The organism is Caballeronia sp. INML3B (assembly GCF_023631305.1).
Taxonomy (GTDB): Bacteria; Pseudomonadota; Gammaproteobacteria; order Burkholderiales; family Burkholderiaceae; genus Caballeronia; species Caballeronia turbans.
In genome coordinates this window covers 1-23,912 of the sequence record NZ_JALQDI010000015.1, presented here as the reverse complement: position 1 = coordinate 23,912, position 23,912 = coordinate 1, and the positions used below count along the sequence as shown (strand labels likewise).

At 62.8% G+C, this 23,912-nt stretch carries 24 protein-coding genes; 13 read left to right on the top strand and 11 right to left on the bottom strand.

Going from position 1 to position 23,912, the window contains the following annotated elements; translation table 11 throughout:
* Positions 1 to 6 precede the first annotated feature (6 nt).
* The 11 genes from nuoK to NCS58_RS09150 all read left to right on the top strand — a co-directional run bounded on the left by nuoK (position 7) and on the right by NCS58_RS09150 (position 10,353).
* Positions 7 to 312 carry an NADH-quinone oxidoreductase subunit NuoK gene (gene nuoK, locus NCS58_RS09200; RefSeq protein WP_007588140.1) on the top strand — a complete coding sequence of 102 codons (306 nt, stop codon included), beginning with the start codon at positions 7 to 9 and terminating at the stop codon, positions 310 to 312.
* A gap of 17 nt (positions 313 to 329) precedes the next feature.
* Positions 330 to 2,396, top strand: coding sequence for an NADH-quinone oxidoreductase subunit L (gene nuoL / locus NCS58_RS09195; RefSeq protein ID WP_061119612.1), 2,067 nt, complete (start codon positions 330 to 332; stop codon positions 2,394 to 2,396).
* Between the two features lie 13 nt (positions 2,397 to 2,409).
* Positions 2,410 to 3,909 (top strand): NADH-quinone oxidoreductase subunit M, encoded by a 1,500-nt coding sequence (locus NCS58_RS09190; protein WP_061119611.1) that lies wholly within the window; start codon positions 2,410 to 2,412, stop codon positions 3,907 to 3,909.
* Positions 3,910 to 3,949: 40 nt separating this feature from the next.
* On the top strand, positions 3,950 to 5,407 hold the full coding sequence (gene nuoN, locus NCS58_RS09185) for an NADH-quinone oxidoreductase subunit NuoN (protein ID WP_250476786.1): 1,458 nt from the start codon (positions 3,950 to 3,952) through the stop codon (positions 5,405 to 5,407).
* Positions 5,407 to 5,727, top strand: coding sequence for a DUF2818 family protein (locus tag NCS58_RS09180; RefSeq protein ID WP_061119609.1), 321 nt, complete (start codon positions 5,407 to 5,409; stop codon positions 5,725 to 5,727). The genes nuoN and NCS58_RS09180 overlap by 1 nt, the downstream gene beginning before the upstream one ends.
* A 50-nt stretch (positions 5,728 to 5,777) precedes the next feature.
* Positions 5,778 to 6,377 carry an NUDIX domain-containing protein gene (locus tag NCS58_RS09175; protein WP_250476785.1) on the top strand — a complete coding sequence of 200 codons (600 nt, stop codon included), beginning with the start codon at positions 5,778 to 5,780 and terminating at the stop codon, positions 6,375 to 6,377.
* A 196-nt stretch (positions 6,378 to 6,573) separates the two neighbouring features.
* Positions 6,574 to 7,023: a DUF1178 family protein gene (locus NCS58_RS09170; protein ID WP_061119607.1), complete on the top strand. Its 450-nt coding sequence runs from the start codon at positions 6,574 to 6,576 to the stop codon at positions 7,021 to 7,023.
* 55 nt (positions 7,024 to 7,078) lie between these two features.
* Positions 7,079 to 8,275: an acyl-CoA dehydrogenase family protein gene (locus tag NCS58_RS09165; RefSeq protein WP_250538284.1), complete on the top strand. Its 1,197-nt coding sequence runs from the start codon at positions 7,079 to 7,081 to the stop codon at positions 8,273 to 8,275.
* A gap of 9 nt (positions 8,276 to 8,284) precedes the next feature.
* Positions 8,285 to 9,415, top strand: a complete 1,131-nt coding sequence (locus NCS58_RS09160; RefSeq protein WP_250538283.1) for an acyl-CoA dehydrogenase family protein — start codon at positions 8,285 to 8,287, stop codon at positions 9,413 to 9,415.
* A gap of 21 nt (positions 9,416 to 9,436) precedes the next feature.
* Positions 9,437 to 9,895 carry a MaoC family dehydratase gene (locus NCS58_RS09155; RefSeq protein WP_061119604.1) on the top strand — a complete coding sequence of 153 codons (459 nt, stop codon included), beginning with the start codon at positions 9,437 to 9,439 and terminating at the stop codon, positions 9,893 to 9,895.
* Positions 9,892 to 10,353 (top strand): MaoC family dehydratase, encoded by a 462-nt coding sequence (locus tag NCS58_RS09150; protein WP_250538282.1) that lies wholly within the window; start codon positions 9,892 to 9,894, stop codon positions 10,351 to 10,353. The genes NCS58_RS09155 and NCS58_RS09150 overlap by 4 nt, the downstream gene beginning before the upstream one ends.
* 5 nt (positions 10,354 to 10,358) lie before the next feature.
* Here NCS58_RS09150 and NCS58_RS09145 read toward each other — a convergent pair whose 3' ends face one another.
* The 7 genes from NCS58_RS09145 to NCS58_RS09115 all read right to left on the bottom strand — a co-directional run bounded on the left by NCS58_RS09145 (position 10,359) and on the right by NCS58_RS09115 (position 17,570).
* Positions 10,359 to 11,579 carry an acyl-CoA dehydrogenase family protein gene (locus tag NCS58_RS09145; RefSeq protein ID WP_250538281.1) on the bottom strand — a complete coding sequence of 407 codons (1,221 nt, stop codon included), beginning with the start codon at positions 11,577 to 11,579 and terminating at the stop codon, positions 10,359 to 10,361.
* Positions 11,580 to 11,599: 20 nt separating this feature from the next.
* A complete protein-coding gene (locus tag NCS58_RS09140) occupies positions 11,600 to 12,697 on the bottom strand; it encodes a phosphotransferase (protein WP_061119601.1) in 1,098 nt (365 codons plus the stop codon).
* A 27-nt stretch (positions 12,698 to 12,724) separates the two neighbouring features.
* On the bottom strand, positions 12,725 to 13,450 hold the full coding sequence (locus tag NCS58_RS09135; RefSeq protein ID WP_061119600.1) for a histidine phosphatase family protein: 726 nt from the start codon (positions 13,448 to 13,450) through the stop codon (positions 12,725 to 12,727).
* A 4-nt stretch (positions 13,451 to 13,454) separates the two neighbouring features.
* Positions 13,455 to 14,243, bottom strand: a complete 789-nt coding sequence (locus NCS58_RS09130) for an oxepin-CoA hydrolase, alternative type (protein WP_061119599.1) — start codon at positions 14,241 to 14,243, stop codon at positions 13,455 to 13,457.
* Positions 14,240 to 15,781 carry a 3-hydroxyacyl-CoA dehydrogenase gene (locus tag NCS58_RS09125; protein ID WP_250538280.1) on the bottom strand — a complete coding sequence of 514 codons (1,542 nt, stop codon included), beginning with the start codon at positions 15,779 to 15,781 and terminating at the stop codon, positions 14,240 to 14,242. The genes NCS58_RS09130 and NCS58_RS09125 overlap by 4 nt, the downstream gene beginning before the upstream one ends.
* Positions 15,782 to 15,856: 75 nt before the next feature.
* Entirely contained in the window at positions 15,857 to 17,038 is a 1,182-nt protein-coding gene (locus NCS58_RS09120; RefSeq protein WP_250538279.1) for a pyridoxal phosphate-dependent aminotransferase, read from the bottom strand.
* A gap of 46 nt (positions 17,039 to 17,084) precedes the next feature.
* A complete protein-coding gene (locus NCS58_RS09115; RefSeq protein ID WP_061119596.1) occupies positions 17,085 to 17,570 on the bottom strand; it encodes a putative toxin-antitoxin system toxin component, PIN family in 486 nt (161 codons plus the stop codon).
* 56 nt (positions 17,571 to 17,626) lie between these two features.
* Between NCS58_RS09115 and yaaA the strand changes: the two genes are divergently transcribed.
* Complete coding sequence (gene yaaA, locus NCS58_RS09110) at positions 17,627 to 18,406, top strand: peroxide stress protein YaaA (protein WP_061119595.1); 780 nt, start codon at positions 17,627 to 17,629, stop codon at positions 18,404 to 18,406.
* A gap of 32 nt (positions 18,407 to 18,438) precedes the next feature.
* Complete coding sequence (locus NCS58_RS09105) at positions 18,439 to 19,599, top strand: M14-type cytosolic carboxypeptidase (protein ID WP_250476778.1); 1,161 nt, start codon at positions 18,439 to 18,441, stop codon at positions 19,597 to 19,599.
* A 94-nt stretch (positions 19,600 to 19,693) separates the two neighbouring features.
* Here NCS58_RS09105 and NCS58_RS09100 read toward each other — a convergent pair whose 3' ends face one another.
* The 4 genes from NCS58_RS09100 to NCS58_RS09085 form a co-directional block, all read right to left on the bottom strand.
* Entirely contained in the window at positions 19,694 to 20,278 is a 585-nt protein-coding gene (locus NCS58_RS09100; RefSeq protein WP_061119594.1) for a BspC domain-containing protein, read from the bottom strand.
* 147 nt (positions 20,279 to 20,425) lie between these two features.
* Positions 20,426 to 21,100, bottom strand: a complete 675-nt coding sequence (locus NCS58_RS09095) for an energy-coupling factor ABC transporter permease (protein ID WP_250538393.1) — start codon at positions 21,098 to 21,100, stop codon at positions 20,426 to 20,428.
* 68 nt (positions 21,101 to 21,168) lie between these two features.
* Entirely contained in the window at positions 21,169 to 21,978 is an 810-nt protein-coding gene (locus NCS58_RS09090) for a response regulator transcription factor (protein WP_061119593.1), read from the bottom strand.
* A 192-nt stretch (positions 21,979 to 22,170) separates the two neighbouring features.
* Positions 22,171 to 23,385, bottom strand: coding sequence for a DUF2863 family protein (locus NCS58_RS09085; protein ID WP_061119592.1), 1,215 nt, complete (start codon positions 23,383 to 23,385; stop codon positions 22,171 to 22,173).
* Positions 23,386 to 23,912: the final 527 nt, after the last annotated feature.

The following is a 23,912-nucleotide window of genomic DNA, read 5'->3' as shown; positions in this document are numbered from 1 at the left end:
TCGAATATGTTGAGTCTTGCCCATTACCTCGTGCTCGGCGCGATCCTTTTTGCGATCAGCATCGTCGGCATCTTCCTGAACCGGCGCAACGTCATCATCATCCTGATGGCCATCGAATTGATGCTGCTCGCGGTGAACACCAATTTCGTCGCCTTCTCGCATTATCTGGGCGACGTACACGGCCAGATTTTCGTGTTCTTCGTGCTGACCGTGGCGGCGGCTGAAGCCGCAATCGGTCTCGCGATTCTCGTGACCCTGTTCCGTAGCCTCGACACGATCAACGTCGAGGACCTCGATCAGCTCAAAGGTTAATTTCAGGCTAGGCTGTTATGTCCACGACACTCAATGAAAACCTCCTGCTCGCGGTTCCGCTGGCGCCGCTGGCCGGCTCGCTGATCGCAGGGCTATTCGGGAAGGCGGTAGGGCGCAAGGGCTCGCATCGCGTCACGATTCTCGGCGTCTTCGTCTCGTTCATTCTTTCGGCGATCGTCTTTAACGACGTGATGCATGGCGCGAGCTTCAACGCGACCATCTACGAATGGATGAACGTCGGCACGCTCAAGATGGAAGTCGGCTTCCTGGTCGACTCGCTCACGGCCATGATGATGGTCATCGTGACCTTCGTCTCGCTGATGGTGCACATCTATACGATCGGCTACATGGCGGACGAGGAAGTGGGCTACGAGCGCTTCTTCTCGTACATTTCGCTGTTCACGTTCTCGATGCTGATGCTCGTCATGAGCAACAACTTCCTGCAGCTGTTCTTCGGCTGGGAAGCGGTGGGTCTCGTGTCGTACCTGCTGATCGGCTTCTATTTCACGCGTGAGAGCGCGATCTACGCCAACATGAAGGCGTTCATCGTGAACCGCGTGGGCGACTTCGGCTTTCTTCTGGGCATCGGCCTGTTACTCGCGTTCGGCGGTTCGCTGAATTACGGCGACGTGTTCGCGCAAGGCGACAAACTCGCGACGATGACCTTCCCCGGCACGCAATGGGGCTTGCTGACGGTCGCGTGCATTTGCCTCTTCATCGGCGCAATGGGTAAGTCGGCGCAATTCCCGCTTCACGTCTGGCTGCCGGACTCGATGGAAGGCCCCACGCCGATCTCCGCGCTGATCCACGCGGCAACCATGGTGACGGCCGGCATTTTCATGGTGACGCGCATGTCGCCGCTCTTCGAGCACTCGGATGCGGCGCTCTCCTTCGTCACGGTGATCGGCGCGATCACGGCCTTGTTCATGGGCTTCCTCGGCGTCGTCCAGAACGACATCAAGCGCGTGGTCGCGTACTCGACGCTCTCGCAGCTCGGATACATGACGGTTGCGCTCGGCGTATCGGCTTATCCGGTCGCCGTGTTCCACCTCGGCACGCACGCGTTCTTCAAGGCGCTGCTGTTCCTCGGCGCGGGTTCGGTCATCATCGGCATGCACCACGATCAGGACATGCGCAATATGGGCGGCCTGCGCAAATACATGCCGATCACCTGGATCACATCGCTGATCGGCTCGCTCGCGCTCATCGGCACGCCGTTCTTCTCGGGCTTCTACTCGAAGGATTCGATCATCGAAGCGGTGAAGTACTCGCATCTGGCGGGCTCGGGCTTCGCGTACTTCGCGGTGGTCGCGAGCGTGTTCGTCACGTCGCTGTACTCGTTCCGCATGTATTTCATGGTGTTCCATGGCGACGAGCGCTTCCGCGGTCCGAAGCATCCCGACTCGCCGATGGGCCAGGCGGAGGCGCACGGCCACGGTCATGACACGCACGGTCATCACGATGATCACGGTCATGGTCCGCATGTTCCGCACGAAACGCCTTGGGTGGTGACGCTGCCGCTCGTGCTGCTCGCGATTCCGTCGATCATCATCGGCGCGATCATGATCGGCCCGATGATCTATGGTGACTTCTTCGCGCACGGCGTGGCGTTCGACAAGGTGATCTTCATCGGCGAGAACCACGAAGGCCTGAAGGAAATGGCCGAAGAGTTTCACGGCTGGGTCGCGATGGCGCTGCACGGCATCATCACGCCGGGTCCGGTGTGGCTCGCGGCGCTGGGCGTGATCGTCGCGTGGTTCTTCTATATGAAGCGTCCGGATCTGCCGGCGGTCGTCGCGAAGACCTTCCGTCCGATCTACGTGCTGCTCGACAACAAGTACTACTGCGACAAGATCAACGAGGTCGTGTTCGCGAAGGGCGCGGTCGCCATCGGCCGCGGTCTGTGGAAAGAGGGCGATGTGGTCGTCATCGACGGCATCGTCAACGGCAGTGCGCGGTTCATGGGCTGGTTCGCCGGTGTGATCCGCTTCCTTCAATCCGGTTACATCTATCACTACGCGTTCGCCATGATTATCGGCATGTTGGGGCTCCTGACCCTGTTTGTGACGCTCGGCGGCAAATAAGGCGAGGGATCCTATGCACTCTTTTCCGATTCTCAGTGTCGCGATCTGGCTGCCGATCATTTTCGGCCTGCTGGTACTCGCAGTTGGTAACGATCAGAACCCGGCGCCCGCGCGCTGGGTGGCGCTGATCGGCTCGGTGCTCGGCCTGATCGTCACGATTCCGCTCATCACCGGCTTCGATACGTCCACGGCCGCGCTGCAGTTTGTCGAGCAGTCGAACTGGATCGAACGCTTCAACATCACGTACCACCTCGGTGTCGACGGCATCTCGATGTGGTTCGTCGTGCTGACCGCGCTCATCACGGTGATCGTCGTGATCGCCGGTTGGGAAGTGATCACGGAACGCGTGTCGCAGTACATGGCCGCGTTCCTGATTCTCTCGGGCATCATGATCGGCGTGTTTTCGACTGCGGACGGCCTGCTGTTCTACGTGTTCTTCGAAGCCACGCTGATCCCGATGTACATCATCATCGGCGTCTGGGGCGGCCCGAATCGCGTGTATGCGGCGTTCAAGTTCTTCCTGTACACGCTGGCCGGCTCGCTGCTGATGCTGGTCGCGTTGCTGTACCTCTACACGCAGACGCATACGTTCGATCTCGCTACGTGGCAAGCCGCGAAGCTCGACATGACGCCGCAGGTGCTGCTCTTCATCGCGTTCTTCCTGGCGTTCGCCGTGAAGGTGCCGATGTGGCCGGTGCACACGTGGTTGCCGGACGCGCACGTGGAAGCGCCGACGGGCGGCTCGGTCGTGCTGGCCGCGATCATGCTGAAGCTCGGCGCGTACGGTTTCCTGCGCTTCTCGCTGCCGATCGCGCCGGACGCGAGCCATTTCCTGGCTCCTGTCGTCATCACGCTGTCGCTGATCGCGGTGATCTACATCGGTCTCGTCGCATTGGTGCAGGCTGACATGAAGAAGCTCGTCGCGTATTCGTCGATTGCGCACATGGGCTTCGTCACGCTCGGCTTTTTCATGTTCGGGCCGTCGAGCCAGCTCGCCGTCGAAGGCGCGATCATCCAGATGATCTCGCACGGCTTCATCTCCGGCGCGATGTTCCTTTCGATCGGCGTGCTCTATGACCGCGTCCACTCACGTCAGATCGCGGATTACGGCGGTGTCGTCAACACGATGCCGAAGTTCGCCGCGTTCGCGATGCTCTTCGCGATGGCCAACTGCGGTCTGCCGGGCACCTCGGGCTTCGTCGGTGAATTCATGGTGATTCTGGCGGCCGTGAAGTACAACTTCTGGATTGCCTTCCTCGCCACGTTCACGCTGATTCTGGGCGCGGCCTACACGCTGTGGATGTACAAGCGCGTGTACTTCGGCGCGGTTGCGAACGACCACGTCGCGAAGCTCAAGGACATCAACAAGCGCGAATTCCTGATGCTCGCCGTGCTCGCACTCTTCACGCTGTATATGGGCCTGCATCCGAAGCCCTTTACCGATGTGATGCACGAATCCGTGGCAAACCTGCTCTCCCACGTCGCGCAGTCCAAGCTGCCGCTGGCTCAGTAACGTCGTGCGGAGGAACTAAAAGATCATGCAAAACGCCTCTATGAGTACCCTTTGGCCTGACGCGATCCTGATGGCCGCGGTCGTGCTGGCCTGGCTGAACGACACGATGTTCGGCGAGAAGAGCCGCGGCACGACGTATCTGATCGCGCTCGTCTCGACGATCGTCGTCGGCGTGTGGTTCGCCGTCACGGCGCTCGATCCGACGCCGCATTACTTCTTCACGCGCATGTATATCGTCGATCCGTTCGCGAGCGCGATGAAGGCGGTGGTCTGTCTCGGCTACGCGGTGTCGATCATCTATTCGAAGAAGTATCTGGAAGACCGCGGCCTGTTCCGCGGCGACTTCTTCCTGCTTGGCATGTTCTCGCTGCTCGGGCAGTGCGTGATGATTTCGGGCAACAACTTCCTCACGCTGTATCTCGGCCTCGAACTGATGTCGCTGTCGCTGTACGCGGTCATCGCGCTGCGCAAGGATTCGCCGCAGGCAAATGAATCGGCGATGAAGTACTACGTGCTCGGCGCGCTCGCATCCGGTTTCCTGCTGTACGGCATCTCGATGCTGTACGGCGCAACCGGCTCGCTCGAGCTGAACGAAGTGCTGAAGGCCGTCGCTTCGGGCCGTATCAACGATGCCGTTCTGCTGTTCGGCGTGATCTTCGTCGTGGCGGGTGTCGCCTTCAAGATGGGCGCCGTGCCGTTCCACATGTGGGTGCCTGACGTGTATCAAGGCGCACCGACCGCGATGACGCTGCTCACCGGCGGCGGCCCGAAGGTCGCAGCCTTCGCGTGGGGCCTGCGCTTCCTCGTGATGGGCCTGCTGCCGTTCGCGGTGGACTGGCAAGAAATGCTCGTGATTCTCGCGGCGTTGTCGCTTATCGTCGGCAACATCACGGGTATCGTGCAGAAGAACATCAAGCGGATGCTGGCTTACTCAGCCATCTCCAACATGGGTTTCGTGCTGCTCGGCTTGCTCGCTGGCGTGGTCGACGGCAAGGTGGCGGGCGCGGCCGGCGCGTATAGCTCGGCGATGTTCTACAGCATCATCTATCTCGTGACGACGCTCGGCACGTTCGGCGTGGTGATGCTGCTCGCGCGCCGCGACTTCGAAGCCGAAATGCTCGAGGACTTCAAAGGTCTGAACCAGCGCAGCCCGGTATTCGCGTTCGTCATGATGATCATGATGTTCTCGCTCGCCGGCATTCCGCCGACGGTCGGTTTCTACGCGAAGCTCGCCGTGCTCGAAGCGACGATGAACGCCGGCCTCACGTGGCTCGCCGTCCTCGCCGTGATGACCTCGCTCGTGGGCGCGTTCTACTACCTGCGTGTCGTGAAGCTGATGTACTTCGACGCGCCGCAAGACGCATCGCCGATCGTTGCCGGCGGCCTGAACCGCTCGCTGCTCGCGTTCAACGGTCTCGCCGTGCTGGTGCTCGGCCTCGTGCCGGGTCCGCTGATGACGGCGTGCCTGACGGCGATCTCGCATACGCTGCCCCTGTAATGTCGGCGGCAGGCTGGTTCATCGTCCTGTTGGCGATCGTTCTCGCGAATGTGCCGTTCCTGAATCAGCGTCTCTTTGCCGTCGCCCCGTTGCGCCTTGCGGCGTCGACGGGAGGCAAGGCGGCGAAGAAGAGCGCGTGGATTCGCATCGGCGAGCTGATCGTTCTCTACTTCGTGGTGGGCGCGCTTGGCTTCATGCTCGAAGCGCGCGCCGGCAACCGATTTGATCAGGGATGGCAGTTTTATGCCGTTACCTTCAGTCTCTTCATCGTGCTGGCCTTCCCGGGCTTCACGTATCAGTATCTCGTCAAACGCCGCTGACGGTTTTTCGCCGTCAGCGGCGTGTTTGCTTTGAAAGCACAGGGCTCAAGATGGCAGATCAATCCTCGATTCCCGGCAACGATGACGGGCTCATCGAAAAGAAGGTCGAAAGCGTCACGTTGCACGAGGGCAAATTCCTCACGTTGAAGCGCGATACCGTGGAACTGCCCGACGGCAAGCACGCGACGCGCGAATTCGTCGAGCATCCGGGTGCCGTGATGATCCTGCCGGTGTTCGACGACGGCCGCGTGCTGCTCGAACGCCAGTTCCGATATCCCGTGGGCCGCGTGCTGCTCGAATTTCCGGCGGGCAAGCTCGATCCCAACGAAGACGAGCTGACGTGCGCAAAGCGCGAGCTGCAGGAAGAGACGGGCTACACCGCGCGCGAATGGACGTTCCTCACGCGCATCCATCCGGTGATTTCGTATTCGACCGAGTTCATCGACATCTATCTCGCGCGCGGCCTGCAAGCGGGCGATGCCAGGCTCGACGAAGGCGAGTTCCTCGAAACCTTCATCGCCGATGAAGTTCAACTGTTGAACTGGGTGAAGGACGGCAGCATCAGCGACGTGAAGACGATAATCGGCGTCTTCTGGCTGGAGAAGCTCCGTTCGGGCGAGTGGAAGCTGGGCGAGACGATCACGGACTGAGCGTTGCCTGATTGATCCATGCAGAAGCGGCCCCGAGGGCCGCTTTTGTCGTTCTTGCGTCAGCAAGAGCGTCGAGTGAGCTGACAGGCTAGAATGGGTATTTCGTCGCCCGGCGATCGTTCTCATTCGCCCGAATTTTGGAACGATCGTTCATAAATCGCGACTTTGAGATAAACTTCAACGAAGCCCCATCAGCATGAAGGTCCTCGATTTAAAGTGCTCGCGCGAACATCGGTTCGAAGGCTGGTTCGCCTCGACCGAGGACTTCGAGTCGCAGTTGTCGCGCAAACTGGTTGCGTGTCCGGTTTGCTCGGAGACGGACGTGAGCCGCATGCCGTCCGCGCCGCGCCTGAATCTTTCGTCGGCGCGAGGCGAGGCGGCGCCGCAGCGTACGCAGGCGCAAGCCGCGCCCGAGGCGGCGGCACTTCAGGCACGCGCTTTGAAGTTCATGCGGGAGTTGATCGAGAAGACCGAAAACGTGGGCGAGCGGTTTGCCGAGGAGGCGCGGCGCATTCATTACAACGAGGCGCCGGCGCGCAACATTCGCGGCATCACGACGCCCGAAGACGCGCATGCCTTGCTCGAGGAAGGGATCGACGTGATGCCGTTGCCTGTTCCGGAAGCTTTGAAAGAGCCGCTGCAGTAAGGCTTGAGCGCGGCGTCTTCTGGCTCCTGAACGGGCCATAAGGGAGACACCGCGCATGAACCTCAGTTATTCCCCCGCCGACGACGCCTTTCGCGCTGATGTCCGCATCTGGCTCGAAGCCAGCCTCCCAGGCGCGCTGCGCGAAAAAGTTCTCCATCACAAGCGTCTGACCCGCGACGATTACACGAGCTGGCACAAGCTGCTCGCGGCGCGCGGCTGGTCGGCGGTCGCGTGGCCGAAGGAATATGGCGGCCCCGGCTGGGACGTGACGCAACAACACATCTGGGACGAGGAGTGCGCCCGCGCCGGCGCGCCGATGGTCCTGCCCTTCGGCGTATCGATGGTCGCGCCGGTGCTGATGAAGTACGGCAGCGCTGTTCAGAAATCCCGCTATCTCCCGCGCATCCTTGACGGCACCGACTGGTGGTGCCAGGGCTACTCGGAACCCGGCTCGGGTTCCGATCTCGCCTCGCTGCGCACACGCGCCGAGCGGCGCGGCGGGCACTACATCGTGAACGGGCAGAAGACCTGGACCACGCTCGGCCAGCATGCCGACATGATGTTCTGCCTCGTGCGCACCGACCCTGAAGCGAAGAAGCAGGAAGGCATCTCGTTTCTTCTGATCGACATGAAGACGCCGGGCATCACCGTGCGGCCCATCATCACGCTCGACGAGGATCACGAAGTCAACGAGGTCTTCTTCGAGGACGTCGAAGTGCCGGCGGACAATCTCGTCGGTGAGGAAAATCGCGGCTGGACCTATGCAAAGTATCTGCTCGGACACGAGCGCACGGGCATCGCGCGTGTCGGGCAGTCCAAGCGCGAGTTGCTGTTTCTCAAGCGACTCGCGTTGAACCGCAACAAAGGCGGCAAGCCGCTCCTGCACGATCCGCTCTTCGCCGCGAAAATCGCCGCGCTCGACATCGAATTAATGGCGCTCGAAGTGACGGTTCAACGCGTGGTCGCGAGCGAGGCGGGCGGCCAAGGTCCGGGTCCGGAAGCGTCCATGCTGAAGATCAAGGGCACCGAAGTGCAGCAGGCGCTGACCGAGCTGATGGTTGAAGCAATCGGCCCGCAGGCAGCCGCTTTCGATCCCGCATTCCTCGAAGGCGAGCGTCCGCATAGCGTCACGGGCGACGACGATGCCGCGCCGCTCGCAGCGTACTACTTCAACTTCCGCAAGACATCGATCTACGGCGGCTCGAACGAGATTCAAAAGAACATCATCGCGCAGATGATTCTGGGACTTTGAGGAGCGCGCATGGACTTCACTTTCAGCGATGAACAGCAACAGTTCCGCGATGCGCTGCGCCGTTATCTTGACAAGGAATATGCGTTCGATGCGCGGCAGAAGATCGTCGCGTCGGAGGCGGGCGCCGATGAAAAACATTGGCGCGCGTTCGCCGGACTCGGTTTGCTCGCGCTGCCCGTTCCGGAAGCGCACGGCGGCTTCGACGGCGGTCCGGTCGACATGCTCGTCGTGATGCAGGAGCTCGGACGTGCACTCGTCGTCGAACCGTATTGGGCGACGGCTGCGGGTATCGAAGCGCTGCGGCTCGGTGCGCACAAGGGCAGTGCGATCGCGGGCGAATTGCTCGAACGTGCCGCGCGCGGCGAGATACGTCTTTCGGTCGCGTTCCACGAGCCGCATGCGCGATACGATCTCTTCGATCTGCGCACGATCGCGAGCGGCGAAGGCGAGCGCTTCACGCTGGCTGGCACGAAGTCGATGGTCCAGCACGGCGCGCAGGCCGATTACTGGATCGTGCCGGCGCGCGTGGAAGGCGAAGTGGCGCTGTTCATCGTCGGGAAGGATGCGGCGAACGTCGGCATCACCGAGTACCGCACGATCGACGGGCAACGCGCCGCGACGCTCACCTTCGACGCAACACCCGCGACGCGCCTTGCTGGCCGCGATACGGGCGCCGCGACTTTCGGGCGCATCGCCGACTACGCGACGTTTCTGCTCTGCGCGGAAGCGCTCGGCGCACTCGATGCGCTCAATCGCGCGACCGTCGACTATACGAAGGCGCGCCAGCAGTTCGGCATGCCGATCGCGCGCTTTCAGGCGCTGCAGCATCGCATGGTCGACATGCTGATCCACACGGAGCAAGCGCGCTCGATCACCTATCTGGCCGCCGCGCGTTACGCGAGCGACGATGCCGTGACACGCGCGCAAGCCGTCTCGGCGGCGAAGGCGCGCGTCGGTCAGGCCGCGCGCTTCGTCGGGCAACAGGCGGTGCAGTTGCACGGCGGCATGGGCATGACCAACGAACTGCCCGCGGCGCACTGGTTCAAGCGCCTGTCGATCATCGAGACGACGCTCGGCGATGTCGATCATCATCTCGCGCGCTTCGCAGCGCTTCCCACTTTTTCCGTTACCGAAGACTGACGCCCATCGAGGAGCTTTTGCATGACATACGCTTATGAGGATTTCGATATCGGCAGCGCCGTTCAGCTGAGCGCGCATACGTTCACGAGAGAAGAGATCGTCGGATTCGCCGAGCGTTACGATCCGCAGCCTTTTCACCTGTCGGAAGCGGCGGGCGAAGCGTCGCATTTCGGCGGACTCGTCGCGAGCGGCTGGAACACGTGTTCCGCGATGATGGGCATCCTCGTGCGCGACATGATCGCCGATTCGACCTCGATGGGCTCGCCCGGCCTCGATAACATCCGCTGGATCAAGCCCGTGCGCGTCGGCGATACGGTACGGCTCACCGTGCGCGTGCTCGACAAGCGCGTGTCGAAGAGCAAGCCGGATCGCGGTATCGTGCAGACGCGCTGGGAAGCCCACAACCAGCACGGCGAACTCGTGCTCACGGTGGATTCGGCCGCGCTCTTCGGCCTGCGCAATCCGGGTGCGCAGGCATGAGTGTCGCGTCGCTGAAGAGCGTCGCGGATGTGTTCGCGGCGGCGGGCGTCGCACGCTACGAAAGCGAATGGACGACGATCGATCAGGCGCGCGTGAACCGCTTCGCCGACGCCACCGACGATCATCAATGGATCCACGTCGATGCAGAACGCGCCGGGCGGGAGTCGCCGTTCGGCGGCACCGTCGCGCACGGCTTTCTCACGCTCTCGCTCGTACCGATGTGGCTTCTGCAATGCGTGCCGCTCGCCGCGCGCATCGGCGTGAACTACGGCATGAATCGGGTGCGCTTCATCTCGCCCGTGCGCGTCGGCGTACGTCTGCGCGCGGTCTTTGCGATCGCCCAGGCGGTCGAAGTCGAAGCGGGCAGCGTGCAGGTGACCTGGCTCGTCACGGTCGAATGCGAAGGCGCCGATAAGCCCGCGTGCGTCGCGGAGTTCATCACGCGGCACGCGTTCTAGATTCTTCAGACGTCGGCGTATCTGCCGAACTCCAGTTTCGCGATGGCGTTGCGATGCACTTCGTCGGGGCCGTCGGCGAGCCGCAGCGTGCGGGCCGACGCATACGCATATGCGAGCGGAAAGTCGTCGCAGACGCCGCCCGCGCCATGCGCCTGGATCGCCCAGTCGATGACCTGACACGCGACGTTCGGCGCCACGACCTTGATCATCGCGATCTCGCCGCGCGCGCCCTTGTTGCCGACGGTGTCCATCATGTATGCGGCCTTGAGCGTCAGAAGCCGAGCCTGCTCGATCATGATGCGCGCCTCGGCGATGCGCTCTTGCGTCACGCCGTGGTGCGCGATCGGCTTGCCGAACGCGACGCGCCCGAGCGTGCGCTTCGTCATCAGCTCCAGCGCGCGTTCCGCGAGTCCGATCAGGCGCATGCAATGATGAATGCGCCCCGGCCCGAGACGGCCTTGCGCGATTTCGAAGCCGCGCCCAACGCCCAGCAGCATGTTCGTCGACGGCACGCGCACGTTATCGAGCGTGATGTCCATGTGGCCGTGCGGGGCATCGTCGTAACCGAAGACATTCAGCGGCCGATGCACCGTGATGCCGGTCGCATCGGCGGGCACGAGAATCATCGACTGTTGCGCGTGCCTGGGCGCTTGCGGGTCGGTCTTGCCCATCACGATATACACCTTGCAGCGCGGATCGCCCGCGCCCGATGACCACCACTTGTGGCCGTCGATGACATAGCTGTCGCCGTCGTGCACGATGCTGCACCGGATGTTGGTCGCATCCGACGAGGCGACTTCCGGCTCGGTCATCAGAAACGCCGAGCGGATTTCGCCGCGCAACAGTGGTCCGAGCCATTGGGCCTTCTGCGCGTCGCTGCCGTAGCGCTCGATGGTTTCCATGTTGCCCGTGTCGGGCGCGCTGCAGTTGAACACTTCCGGCGCCCACGGCACGCGGCCCATGATTTCGCAGAGCGGCGCGTATTCGAGATTCGTCAGGCCTGCGCCGCGTTCCGATGCAGGCAGAAAGAGATTCCAGAGTCCTTCGGCGCGTGCCTTCTCCTTCAGGCCTTCGATCAGTCGCGTCGGCGTCCATGCATTGCCCGCCGCGCGATTCGTCGCGATTTCGTCGGCGTAAGCGCGTTCGTTCGGATAGATGTGCGCATCGAAGAACGCGAGCAGCCTTTCGCGCAATGCTTGCACGTTGGGCGTGTAGTCGAAGTTCATGCCTTTCGTCTCCCTGGCTTTTATCGGCCGACTTTCTGCGCGTATTGCCACGCAAGTTCGGCCATCGGCCGCGCGCGCTTGCCCGCATCGACGGCTTGCGCGCTCGCGGCCGTGCCATCGACGACGCGCTTCATGATGCCTTGCAGGATCGCGGCGATGCGAAACATGTTGTAGGCGAGATAGAAGTTCCAGTCGCCTTCGATCGTGAAGCCCGTGCGTTCGCAGTAGCGCTTCACGTAGGCGGTTTCATCAGGGATGCCGAGCGCGGCCCAGTCGAGCCCGGCGATGCCGCGAAACTGCGACGGATCGACATGCCATGCCATGCAGTGATACGCGAAGTCGGCGAGGGGATCGCCGAGCGTCGACAATTCCCAGTCGAGCACGGCAAGCACGCGCGGCTCGCTCGGATGAAAGATGAGATTGTCGAGCCGATAGTCGCCATGCACGACACTGACGCGCGCGCCTTGCATCTGCGGAATCTGCTGCGGCAGCCATTCGATCAGGCGATTCATCGCCTCGATCTTCCCGGTTTCCGACGCGACGTACTGCTTGCTCCACCGCCCGATTTGCCGCTCGAAGTAATTGCCCGGCTTGCCGTAGCTCGACAGCCCGGCGGCTTCGACATCGACCGTATGAAGTGCTGCGATCACGCGATTCGTTTCGTCATAGATCGCGGCGCGTTCGGCGGGCGTCATGCCCGGCAGCGACTGGTCCCAGAGGACGCGGCCCTGCACGAACTCCATCACGTAGAACGCGCGGCCGATCACGCTCTCGTCCTCGCACAGCGCGAGCATGCGCGCGACGGGGACATCGGTGGATGCGAGCGCGTCCATCACGCGATACTCGCGCTCGATTGCATGCGCGGAAGGCAAAAGTTTCGCCGCGGGTCCGGGCTTCGCGCGCATCACATAGCTGCGGGCGGGCGTGACGAGCTTGAACGTCGGGTTCGACTGACCGCCCGCGAATTGCTCGACGGTCAACGGACCGCCGAAGCCGTCGACATGCGCTGCGAGCCATGTCGAAAGGGCATGGGCATCGAAACGCTGGTTGTCCTGCACCGGGCGCGTTCCTTCGAACGCGGAGAAATCGGAGTGCTTCTTCTGTTGTTCGTCCTGCATCGTCTCCTCCGTTTTTGCGCGGCGCCGTCAGTCCATGTCGCCGGGCTTGTAGCGAACGAACTGCGCATAGAGCAGTTCCATCGTCGTGTTGCGCACGTCGGCGTGCAGCGGCGACGGCGGCGAATGATTGATCGCGTGCACGACCCAGTCGCCGGACTTGTCGCCGACGTCGAGCGCGTTGATACAGCCCGTCGCCTGCGACAGATGTCCGAAGAACGCGCGGCCGCCGGCGGTGATCGCGTGCGAGAGCAGCGCGCGATTGACGCCGCCATGCAGCACGAGCAGCACCGTGTCCCACGAGCGGTCCTCGCGCAGGCGCGCAACCGCAGGCAGCGCGCGATCGAGCAACTCGCCGATCGTCTCGCCGCCGAGAAATCGTGTCTCTTCGGGCACGACGCCATCGAACACGGAAAGAAACGCGCGCTCGATGTCCGACGTCGTGAGGTCCTTGAGTTTGCCGCCGCGAATTTCCTGCCACTCGGGCCAGATTTCCGGGTCGATCGATTGACCCGTTTCCGCGAGCACCCGCCGCGCCGTTTCCACCGTGCGCGGCAATCCGCTCACGATCACGCGATCGAAGCGAATCTTTTGCGCGGCGAACTCGCGGCCCGCCGCGCTCGCTTCCTCGCGTCCGCGTTCGTTGAGCGGGACGCTTTCGGGATCGATCGCGCGGCCGCTGTCGTCGAAGTACGTGACGTCGCCATGACGCATCAGGAAGATGCGGCGGCGCCTGGGCAATTCGTAATGAGCCATGGGCTTAACGATAATTCGGCTGGCGCTTTTCGAGGAACGCGGTGATGCCTTCGAGCGCGTCGCCGTGATGGAGCGCATCGACGAAGCTGTCGCGTTCCATGTCGAGATGCGCGTCGAGCGGCTGCACGTCGGCGGCGTTGATCAGCGACTTGATGCGCGCCATCGCTTTGGGCGACACGCTGCCGAGATCGTCGGCCCAGGCGATGGCCGCATCGAGCGCGATGCCTTTTTTCGTCAGCCGGTTCACGACGCCGACTTCATGCAGCCGCGCCGCGCCGATCGGCTTCGCTTCGAGCAGCACTTCGCTCGCGAGCGTGCGCGGCAGCGCGCGCGACAGGAACCACGAAGCGCCGCCGTCAGGCGTGAGGCCGACGCGCGCATACGACATGACGAACCTGGCGTCGTCGGCGGCGACGATCAGATCGCACGCGAGCGCAAGCGAAAAGCCCGCGCCCGCCGCCGCGCCTTCTACCGCCGCGATCACCGGTTTTGTCGATGCACGCAGCGCGCTGATCCATTCCGCCAGCATGTCGATGCTCGCGCCTTGCACCGACGGATCCTGCGCACGGTTCTCGAGCAGGCGATTCAGATTGCCGCCCGCGCAGAAGAAGTTGTCGGCGCCGGTCAGCACGATCGCGCGCACGGTGTTGTCGCGCTCCGCCGTATTCAACGCCTCGATGCCGGCGGCGTACATGTCCGGATGCAGCGCGTTGCGCGCGCCGGGATTGGACAACATGAGCACGAGCGTGGTGTCGCTGCCCGCGGGACGGTCGGTCAGTAGTTCGGCGCTCATCTGAGCTCCTCGATATGGGTAAGCGAAAGTCCGAGCTGCGCCCGCCGTGTGAGCCAGGGCGCCGGCCGGTAGCGCGGGTCGCCGAGCACGGCGTGGATGTTGCGCAGGATCGTCAGGATGGTCGTCGCGCCGATGGCATCGCCGAGCGCGAGCGGGCCGCGCGGATAACCGAGGCCCAGCATTACCGCGAGATCGATGTCCTCGGGCGTGGCGATGCCTTGCTGCGCGATATCGCAGCCGATGTTTACGATCGTCGCCACGACGCGCTGCGCGACGAAGCCCGTCGAATCGCGGATCACGGTGACGGGCACGCCGTCGAAGGAGAAGAGGGCGTGCGCGGCGTCGCGCATGGCGGGCGCGGTCGCGGGCGTCGTCATGATCGTGCGGCGCGCGACGGTATCGAGCGGGAAAAGCGTATCGACGGCCACGACGCGTGTTGCATCGAGATGTTCGTTGACGGCCGCGGTCGTCGCATCGAAGCCGAGCGGCGTCGCGAGGATCAGCGAATCCGGCTCGGGCGTGTGGCCCGCGTCTATATGCACGGAGCAATCGCATCGGGCGATCAGCTTGAGCACGTCCTCGCGTCCGGCGTGCGAAGCCCGGCTTATCCAGACGCGCGTTGGCAGTTGCGTGGGCGCGGCGGGTTCCGGCGGCATGTCCTGCTTGCCGTCGACATAACGATAAAACCCTTCGCCCGCCTTGCGCCCGATGAGGCCGCCGGCGAGCCGCGTGCCGGTGATCGGCGACGGCCTGAAGCGCGGCTCTTCATAGAACTGGTGATAGATCGATTCCATCACCGGATGCGAGACGTCGAGCGCGGTGAGATCGAGCAACTCGAACGGCCCGAGGCGAAAGCCCGCCTGCTCGCGCATGATGCGGTCGATATCCGCGAAGCTCGCGACGCCTTCGCTCGCCACGCGCAGGCCCTCGGTGTTCATGCCGCGCCCGGCATGATTGACGATGAAGCCCGGCATGTCCTTCGCGCGCACCGGCGTGTGTCCCATGCGGCGTGCGAGGTCCATGAGTGCATCGCCGGCGCGCGGATCGCCGCGCAGGCCGTCGATGACTTCCACGACACGCATCAGCGGCACGGGGTTGAAGAAGTGAAAGCCCGCGACCCGCCCGGGATGCGCGCAGCCGGCGGCGATCGCGGTGATCGACAGCGACGAGGTATTCGACGCGAGAATGCAATGCTCGCCGACCACGGCTTCGAGTTCGCGGAATAATTCGCGCTTGATGTCCAAGTTCTCGACGATCGCCTCGACGATGGCGTCGCAATCGGACAGCTCGCTCGTGTCGCCCGCATCGCGGATGCGCGCGAGCGCCGCGTGCGCGTCGGCTTCCTTGAGCTTGCCCTTGGCGGTGAGCTTCGCGAACGTGTCCGACAGATATTCGCGCGCGGCGGCGAGCGCTTTCGGATTCGTGTCGTAGATATGCACGTTCAGCCCGCCGAGCGCCGCGATCTGCGCGATGCCGCGCCCCATCGCGCCGCTGCCGACGATGCCGAGCGTCTCGATCCTGTATGCGTGCTGGCTCATGATGCGGTTCTGCTCCTCGGGGATGGGAACGCGCGTGGCGTCGGGTTCGATGCGGCTCGGCAGGGGCGCCGTCGCTCAGAGTCTGGCGAGACGTTCGAGCGCAAGCGCGAGCGTTTCTTCTTTCTTCGCGAAGCAAAAGCGCACGACGCCCGATTCGTGGCTCTCGTGATAGAACGCCGACACGGGAATCGCGGCCACGCCGATTTCGCTCGTGAGCCATTGCGAAAACTCGGCTTCGGGCAAGTCGCTGATCTTCGAGTAATCGACGCACTGGAAGTACGTGCCGTCGCAAGGCAGAAGCGAGAAGCGCGTGTTCGCAAGTCCCGCGCGGAAGAAGTCGCGCTTCTTCTGATAGAAGGACGGCAGTTCGAGGTACGGCTTCGGATCTTCGAGATAGTGCGCGAGGCCGATCTGCATCGGCGTGTTCACCGTGAACACGTTGAACTGGTGCACCTTGCGGAATTCGGCGGTGAGCGCGGCGGGCGCGGCCACGTAGCCCACTTTCCAGCCGGTCACGTGAAAGGTCTTGCCGAAGCTCGACACGACGAAGCTGCGCTTGGCCAGTTCCGGGTAGCGCGACACGCTTTCGTGCGGTGCGCCGTCGTAGACCATGTGCTCGTAGACTTCGTCGGAGACGATCAGCACGTTGGTGTCGCGCACGATCTCCTCGAGCTTTTTCATGTCCTCGGCGCGCCACACGCGACCGGTCGGGTTGTGCGGCGTGTTGATCATCAGCAGCCGCGTCTTCGGCGTGATCGCGGCGGCGATCTTGTCGAAGGGCAGCGAGTAGTCGGGCGCTTCGAGCGACACGAACACCGGCTTGCCGCCCGCGAGCTCGATCGACGGCACATAGCTGTCGTACATCGGCTCGATGACGATGACTTCATCGCCCGGATGCACGCAGCACAGGATGGCCGTGAGCAGCGCCTGCGTCGCGCCGGCGGTCACGGTGATCTCCGTGTCCGGGTCATAGGCGCGGCCGTAGAGCGCGTCGATCTTGCGCGCGATCGCCTGGCGCAAGGGCGCGGCGCCCGCCATCGGCGGATATTGATTGTGGCCGTCGCGCATCGCGCCGGCGACCGCATCGACGATGCGCGCATCGCAGTCGAAATCGGGGAAACCCTGACCGAGATTCACCGCGCCTTTTTGCGTCGCGAGCGCGCTCATCACGGTGAAGATGGTCGTGCCCACATTGGGCAGACGCGACGGGAAAGAAAGCTCGGGCGGTGTCGGCGGCAATTCGTGCGTGGCGTTCATGATGATATGGACGTGGAAGAGGGCTCGCGGCTATTTTAAGACAGCATCAGCCGATGGCCGTCTGTGCTTCTAACTCGAGCACGAAGGGTTTCGGTTCGGCGATGCGAAAGGCGAAGTCGCGCGCGATGCGGCGTGCGAGCTTCAGCACCGCGCGATCTTTCGAGACGAGCCATTCGGCGCCCGACGCGTGCGCGAGCTCGAGAAACTTCTGGTCGTCGCGGTCGCGGCATTTGGGCAGCGCTCGCTCGCCTTCTTCGATGGTCGCGGCGACGAGCGTCGACAGTCGCGTGACGGTCGCGAGCGCGGCTGCCTTGTCGATCTCCATGCGCACGAACTGCGGATAGTCGAGCACGCGCGTGAGCTCGCGCAGGCAGCGCGCGTCGATCAGCGCTTCGAGCGTGCGGGCTTCGAGGGCCGCGTGGATGGGACGCGTAGCGGGGTCGTCGAATACGAGGATGTCGATCCACACATTCGAATCGAGCACGACGCGCATCGGCGGCGACAATGGCAACGGCGCGGCGGAATTGTCCATTCGATACAATCTGGGGTTTATGCCAATGATCGCCGGCGGGGTGCCGGCGAGCCTCCATGATAATCGTTCTCTCTCCCGCCAAATCGCTCGACTACGAGACGCCTGCCCATATCAGGAAGCACACGCTGCCCCAGTTCGTCGATGACGCCGCCGAGTTGATCGACGGACTGCGCGAACTCTCGCCGCAGCAGATCGGCGGCATGATGGGCATTTCGGATCAGCTCGCGGCGCTGAATTTTCAGCGCTACGCAGACTGGTCGACGACTTTCGATACGCGCAATTCGAAGCAGGCGGTGCTCGCGTTCAACGGCGACGTCTACGAAGGTTTCGCCGCGAAGACGCTCTCGGCGGGCGATCTCGACTTCGCGCAGAACCACGTGCGCGTGCTGTCGGGGCTGTACGGCTTGCTGCGCCCGCTCGACCTGCTGCAGCCGTATCGTCTGGAGATGGGCACGAAATTCCCGAATGCGCGCGGCAAGGATCTCTACGCTTTCTGGGGCGATCGCATTACCGCGGCGCTCAACGAACACCTGAAAAAGCAGCGCGGCGCGCGCGTGCTGGTGAATTGCGCGTCGGAAGAATACTTCAGGTCGGTCAGGCCGAAACTGCTCACGGCTCCCGTTATCTCGCCCGTTTTCGAAGACTGGAAGGGCGGCCGCTACAAGATCATCAGCTTTCACGCGAAGCGCGCGCGCGGTCTGATGGCGCGCTATGCGGTCGAGAACCGCATCGACGAGCCGGACGCGCTGAAAAGCTTCGACAGCGAAGGCTACAAGTTCGACCCGAAGGCGTCGAACGACACGACATACGTATTTCGTCGCCGCACCGGGGAATGAGGCCCGCGCGGCAAGCACGCAAGGAAACGCAGATGACACTTTCCATTTCAAGCAACTTCGACGCGGGCGCGATCGAAGTCCTCAACGCCGACGATCCCGCGGACATTCGGCTGCGCATCCGGCCCGACTCGCATGCCGATTTCGCGCAATGGTTCTACTTTCGCGTATCCGGCGCGCGCGGCGAGCGTCTCGTGATGACTTTCGAGAATGCGGCGCAGTGCGCGTTCCCGGAAGGCTGGCGCAACTATGAAGCCGTCGCGAGCTATGACCGCGTGAACTGGTTCCGCGTGTCGACCGAGTACGACGGCCAGGTGATGAAGATCGATCACACGCCGGACTTCGACCGTATCTACTACGCGTACTTCGAGCCGTACAGTGAGGAGCGCCACTCGGAATTTCTCGGCGCGGTTCAGCAGATGCCGCTCGCAACGCTGACCGAGCTCGGCAGCACCGTGCAGGGCCGCCCGATGTCGGTGCTCTCGCTCGGCATCCCGGACTTCGGTGACGCCGAGCCGAAGAAAAAAGTCTGGATCATCGCGCGCCAGCATCCGGGCGAGACGATGGCGGAATGGTTCGTCGAAGGGCTCGTGAAGCGTCTCGCGGGCTTCGGCGACTGGGCGGGCGATCCGGTCGCACGCGCGCTCTTCGAGCGGGCCATCTTTCATATCGTGCCGAACATGAATCCGGATGGAAGCGTGCTCGGCAACCTGCGCACGAACGCCGCGGGCGCGAACCTGAATCGCGAATGGATGGAGCCGAGCGCGGAACGCAGCCCGGAGGTGCTCGCTGTGCGCGAGGCCATTGCGGAGACGGGCTGCGATCTGTTCTTCGATATCCACGGCGACGAAGCCATTCCCTATGTCTTCGTCGCAGGATCGGAGATGCTGCCGGGCTTCACCGCGCAACAGGCAGAGGAGCAGAAGGCATTCGTCGAATTCTTCAAGCAGGCGAGCCCCGATTTCCAGGACGTGTACGGCTACGAGTCGAGCAAGTATCAGTCGGATGCGCTCAAGCTCGCGTCGAAGTACATCGGCAACGAGTACAAGTGTCTGTCGCTCACGCTGGAAATGCCGTTCAAGGACAACGCGAACTTGCCGGATGAGAGCGTCGGCTGGAACGGCGCGCGTAGCGCGGCGCTCGGTGCATCGATGCTTCAGGCGATTCTGTGGCATCTGCAGTCGTTTGCCGCCTGACGGCCGGCGATCTGACGCTGATGTAAAAAGGGCGTGGCCGCTTCATGCGGCCACGCCCTTTTTGATGGTGTCTTCTTCGCAGTGAAGGTATCGGCTAGTGCTTCTTGGTCGTCTTCTTCGTCGACTTGCCCGAAGACTTCGACGTGCTCTTCGTCTTGCCCGCGCTCGCCTTTGTTTTCGCGCCGTGCTTACCCTTAGCGCTTTGCGTCGAGTGCGGCTCGGCGCGCGGGCGCAACGCGGGCACGGGATCGTTCCAGCCAAAGGCAAGCATCTGGCTGCCGACGTAGCCGCAGCGGAACTTGAGCGGAGTGGGATCGCGCTCGCCGTTCTTCGGCATGCCCTGACCTTCGACGGTCACCACGTTGTCCACTTTGATTCGCTGCTTCTTTTCGTCGAACGAATCGTTCCATGGCTCGATCGCGGAATGCGCGGCATCGAACGAGTTGGGCGGGAATTCGACGTGATCGAATGCCGAAGACGTGCTGGCGATGAAGTTGCCATGCGCGGCGCAATCCGCGACAAGCGGGTTGGCCTTGAAGTCGGTGACGAAGTGGTGAATCAGTTCGTTGCGCTCGTCGAGCGAATCGGCAAAAGCGGACACCGCGCATGTTAGTGATGCGCATACCGCCAACCGGCCGACGAGCCGCAGGAGCCGGCGCGGTGCGTAGTTACGTTCCATCAAGTCTGGCGCTAAGAAGACACGGGCAAGTAAGATGCGCCGTGTGGGGAAGGAGTTCAATCTTATCGTACTTTGTGCGCGCGCCCATCGCCCGGAATCCGATATCCGGGGTTCTGCATTGCACGAGGCAGGTAGGGTTCGCGAGACTCAGACGCGCGGACCGCGATCGAGGCGATAGCGGCGCACGTCATATGTGGTGATCCACGCTGGTTTGTAAACAGCAATCAGGATGGTGAGCAGACCGGTGAAGAGCGCTTCTCCTGCAACGAGCAGCAGCGAGCCTCGCGTGAACGCCGGAGGTACGACGAACGGCCCGCTGGCGAGCGCCATCTCGAGCAGTACGGTCGCGCCGCATGCCGCCGCGACCGCCGCACCCGAAGTGATGAATCCGTGCCCGGCGATGAAGGTGAAAAAATTGCGCGGCAACCAGGCGTTGCTCAGACGCTGCAGCAGGGTCGATACCGCGACCGGCAGTGCCCCGAAGAGAAGATAGGTGGTCGCCACCGAGAGCCACGACGCATCGAGAACGACCGCGGCGAGGCCCGTGGTCGCTGCTGTTCCGATGAGCGCGAGGCGCCAGTCGAACAACGTGACCATCAGCGTTGCGCCCAAGAGATGGATGACGGGTCCGTCATCGAACCATGCATTACATGCCCACAGCACCGACACCGCGACGATGATGCCGAGCCACACGTTCTGCAGCGTGGCGTCTTGCAGACGAGCGAAAGGTCGCTGCAGCAGCGCGAGCGCGAGCACTCCCGTGGCGACGATCCAGCCGCCGACGGTAAGCCAAAGCGGGAGCGGTGTGTAGAAGAACCCCATGCCTTGCATATTACTCGTTGCGCGTAAAACGTGTGCGCAAAGGACGAACCCGTTTGCCTGTATTGTTGCTAGAACGTCGATTCAGGCTCGGCGGCCATCGGGAGCGCGGCCGCGTCATTGTCGAGAAGCGACGGATAGCGCGTCCGTGGCCGGCGTAGCGGGATAACGCCTGGCTGCCCTGCGACGGCACGCACGGGTTTCTCGCTTCCGCTGCGCAGGATTTCGAGATGCGAGTTCTGCACGCCGTTGTAGATCGCGACTGCGGCGGCGCGGTTCGTCGCGCCCAGTTGCTGGAAGATGCTTGCAAGGTGGATCTTCACCGTGCCTTCGCTGATGCCGAGCGTCTTCGCGATCATCTTGTTCGTGCTGCCCATGTGCACGCAGCGCATGATCTGCTGCTGTCGGGGCGACAGAGCCGGATGGTGGCGGATCCTGTGCGGCAGTGTGGCGACGTCCCGAGCACGGCGAGCGGTGAACTCGAGCGTCAGTTCGGGGTCGACTACGTCGGGCGGAATGTAATGGCCGCCGACGAGCACCATCTCCAGCGCGCGCAGGATCAGGATTGGATCGAGCGCGCGCGGGATCACGCCCATTGCGCCGACGCTCATTAGCGCGTAGACCAGCGCGGCACCGCAGCGATCGACCATGATCGCCGCGGGCACGCGGGGCGCTTCGTCCAGCAGAATCCGTAGGTCGCTGGTACGCAGGTCGGGCGCCCAGTCGATCACGGTCATGTCGGGTTCGGAGCGTTTCAAGGCGGAACGGGCTTGCCTCCAATCCTTCGCCTCGGTGAATTGCGCATGGCGCGCAACACGGCGCAGCAATGTTTTAAGGCCCGCCCGGCGCTCCGCGTCGGAACCAATAATGTTGATTATCATGCTTTACCTCATGTCAATACACCCGTCGCCCTCAGCTTCGGGACTCGACGCCGGCTTACACGTTGGCGTCAGTGGCTATATTGACAAATTTGCGCTGATTTGGCCCCCTATCCGAATGGCATAGGCCTAAATACACAAAACCCCGCACGGAGCGGGGTTCGTCCTGGCCGAAAACGGCTCTTTCGACGGCTTTCAGTGGAAATGAGGCTGCGCCGGCTCCGCATCCTCCGGCATCTCGGCATGAACGATTTCACCGAGCGGATCCGCGTAGAGTGGCACACCGCAGTCGTCGCAAAACTCCGGCTCGAAGCGTCCCGCGTGGCGGCGAACGTCCGAGACGCCCGTTTTCTTCAGCAACTCGACAATTTCCTCGACCGGGCCATTGGCGCCCTCGAGATCGACCGCGTCCTCGTCCATCCCCAGCTCTCCGTTTTCGCGTCCGTAGAGTGGCCATACGACCCCGTAGATCACATCGTTGCTGCCGCGCCGCGTGAAACCAATGCGGTATTCGTCAATACGGCGCTCGCCGAAGCCCGCGATGACCGCCCGTAAATCCTGAGGCGCGGTGCCGAGTGTGTCGAACAGATACCGGACGGCGGTGCGCACGGTGTGCGGACGAACCTGCTCGTCGGCATCGCGGCAGGCCGAGTAGTAGGCGTCGGGAAGCAGGCACTCGAATTCGCAACCAGGCAGGATGGCGGCGAAACTCGGTCCGCCTTGAGCGGCCCACTGCTCGAGGCATTGACCGCGTTCGACGCGGCTGCCGTTTTCGTCCTCTTGCCAGCGGAAGAACGCCGTGCCGGCCGGTACGACGACTAGCGCCAGCAGGAATCGCGGGTCGGCGAGAATCGGCGAGGTTTCCGGAAGATCGGACAGGTTCAGACGCGCGACGCTACCGTTCAAAACCGTCTGCAACAACTGTTGCGCGAGGCGCGCGGTATCCACGTGGTGTCGCGGTAATTGATCGATGCTATAGAGATAGGGCGCGACAGCGACGCGCGCGTCTGCTGCGAGGACATGCGCCTGCATTTGCGTGCGCAGGGCATCGACGGCTTCGCCTTTCAGCGCCCCCGACGGAATCGCGTAGCGCGTCCACGCGAGCACCGGCGCGGAAATAAGCAATGCTTCGTGGGGTGCGCCGTCGATGTCGACCTTGAATGACTCGCTATGCGTCTCGGCCATATCGGCGAGCGCTCCATAGGCGTCCGGATGGTTTTGCTGCAGATGGTCGAGCGCGGCGTCGAGCGTCGTCTGATTGCCGTTACGCACGAGCTTGACGATGAGGCTGTCGAGGCGAGCTTCCCAGAATCGATCCTCGACACGGCTACCGGACGCGAAGAGCGCGAGGGAGAGGCTGACGAGCTTGTCGGCATCCGGGGGAATACGTTTTGCGATTCGCGAGCGCATATGGATACAAGAGTAATTGGTGCGGTGAACCTTTAATTGTAGTCGCTCGGACGATGCTTTTATCGTGCGACGTTGCAGTAGGTCGATTCACGCGCGGCGAGGCATTCGGAGCGTCGAACTATTTTTTTGCATTCCTCTTGCGAAGCTGAGGTTCACTCACTAGAATTCCGTTCCTTCGCGATTCGATGAACGCGAAGGAAGCGAGAGTAGAGGCGGTATCGGTGGTGTGCTCGGAGTAAGCGGTAGAAGGCTCTGAGCGCGGTTGGCAAGAACGGAAAGCGTCGAATTCTTGTTGACACGAACCGAAATGTTGTTCATAATCTCGTTTCTCTGCTGCTGATGCAGCGGCGCAAGACAGAAGGTGAGGTAGGGGTCTTGCGATGTGCTCTTTAAAAACTAACAGCCGATAAGTGTGGGCGCTTGATGTTGGGTGCGGTCTGGTTCTTCGGGGCTGGATATAGCGAAAGTATCAAGAGTCTCACACGAAGTATCAGAGGAAGGTTTTTCCATCTTTGGATGGAGTAAAT

Excerpts from the sequence above, each read along its gene's own strand:
- nuoK (WP_007588140.1), top strand. The coding sequence starts at position 7 with ATGTTGAGTCTTGCCCATTACCTCGTGCTCGGCGCGATCCTTTTTGCG.
- nuoL (WP_061119612.1), top strand. The coding sequence starts at position 330 with ATGTCCACGACACTCAATGAAAACCTCCTGCTCGCGGTTCCGCTGGCG.
- NCS58_RS09190 (WP_061119611.1), top strand. The coding sequence starts at position 2,410 with ATGCACTCTTTTCCGATTCTCAGTGTCGCGATCTGGCTGCCGATCATT.
- nuoN (WP_250476786.1), top strand. The coding sequence starts at position 3,950 with ATGAGTACCCTTTGGCCTGACGCGATCCTGATGGCCGCGGTCGTGCTG.
- NCS58_RS09180 (WP_061119609.1), top strand. The coding sequence starts at position 5,407 with ATGTCGGCGGCAGGCTGGTTCATCGTCCTGTTGGCGATCGTTCTCGCG.
- NCS58_RS09175 (WP_250476785.1), top strand. The coding sequence starts at position 5,778 with ATGGCAGATCAATCCTCGATTCCCGGCAACGATGACGGGCTCATCGAA.
- NCS58_RS09170 (WP_061119607.1), top strand. The coding sequence starts at position 6,574 with ATGAAGGTCCTCGATTTAAAGTGCTCGCGCGAACATCGGTTCGAAGGC.
- NCS58_RS09165 (WP_250538284.1), top strand. The coding sequence starts at position 7,079 with ATGAACCTCAGTTATTCCCCCGCCGACGACGCCTTTCGCGCTGATGTC.
- NCS58_RS09160 (WP_250538283.1), top strand. The coding sequence starts at position 8,285 with ATGGACTTCACTTTCAGCGATGAACAGCAACAGTTCCGCGATGCGCTG.
- NCS58_RS09155 (WP_061119604.1), top strand. The coding sequence starts at position 9,437 with ATGACATACGCTTATGAGGATTTCGATATCGGCAGCGCCGTTCAGCTG.
- NCS58_RS09150 (WP_250538282.1), top strand. The coding sequence starts at position 9,892 with ATGAGTGTCGCGTCGCTGAAGAGCGTCGCGGATGTGTTCGCGGCGGCG.
- NCS58_RS09145 (WP_250538281.1), bottom strand. The coding sequence starts at position 11,579 with ATGAACTTCGACTACACGCCCAACGTGCAAGCATTGCGCGAAAGGCTG.
- NCS58_RS09140 (WP_061119601.1), bottom strand. The coding sequence starts at position 12,697 with ATGCAGGACGAACAACAGAAGAAGCACTCCGATTTCTCCGCGTTCGAA.
- NCS58_RS09135 (WP_061119600.1), bottom strand. The coding sequence starts at position 13,450 with ATGGCTCATTACGAATTGCCCAGGCGCCGCCGCATCTTCCTGATGCGT.
- NCS58_RS09130 (WP_061119599.1), bottom strand. The coding sequence starts at position 14,243 with ATGAGCGCCGAACTACTGACCGACCGTCCCGCGGGCAGCGACACCACG.
- NCS58_RS09125 (WP_250538280.1), bottom strand. The coding sequence starts at position 15,781 with ATGAGCCAGCACGCATACAGGATCGAGACGCTCGGCATCGTCGGCAGC.
- NCS58_RS09120 (WP_250538279.1), bottom strand. The coding sequence starts at position 17,038 with ATGAACGCCACGCACGAATTGCCGCCGACACCGCCCGAGCTTTCTTTC.
- NCS58_RS09115 (WP_061119596.1), bottom strand. The coding sequence starts at position 17,570 with ATGGACAATTCCGCCGCGCCGTTGCCATTGTCGCCGCCGATGCGCGTC.
- yaaA (WP_061119595.1), top strand. The coding sequence starts at position 17,627 with ATGATAATCGTTCTCTCTCCCGCCAAATCGCTCGACTACGAGACGCCT.
- NCS58_RS09105 (WP_250476778.1), top strand. The coding sequence starts at position 18,439 with ATGACACTTTCCATTTCAAGCAACTTCGACGCGGGCGCGATCGAAGTC.
- NCS58_RS09100 (WP_061119594.1), bottom strand. The coding sequence starts at position 20,278 with ATGGAACGTAACTACGCACCGCGCCGGCTCCTGCGGCTCGTCGGCCGG.
- NCS58_RS09095 (WP_250538393.1), bottom strand. The coding sequence starts at position 21,100 with ATGGGGTTCTTCTACACACCGCTCCCGCTTTGGCTTACCGTCGGCGGC.
- NCS58_RS09090 (WP_061119593.1), bottom strand. The coding sequence starts at position 21,978 with ATGATAATCAACATTATTGGTTCCGACGCGGAGCGCCGGGCGGGCCTT.
- NCS58_RS09085 (WP_061119592.1), bottom strand. The coding sequence starts at position 23,385 with ATGCGCTCGCGAATCGCAAAACGTATTCCCCCGGATGCCGACAAGCTC.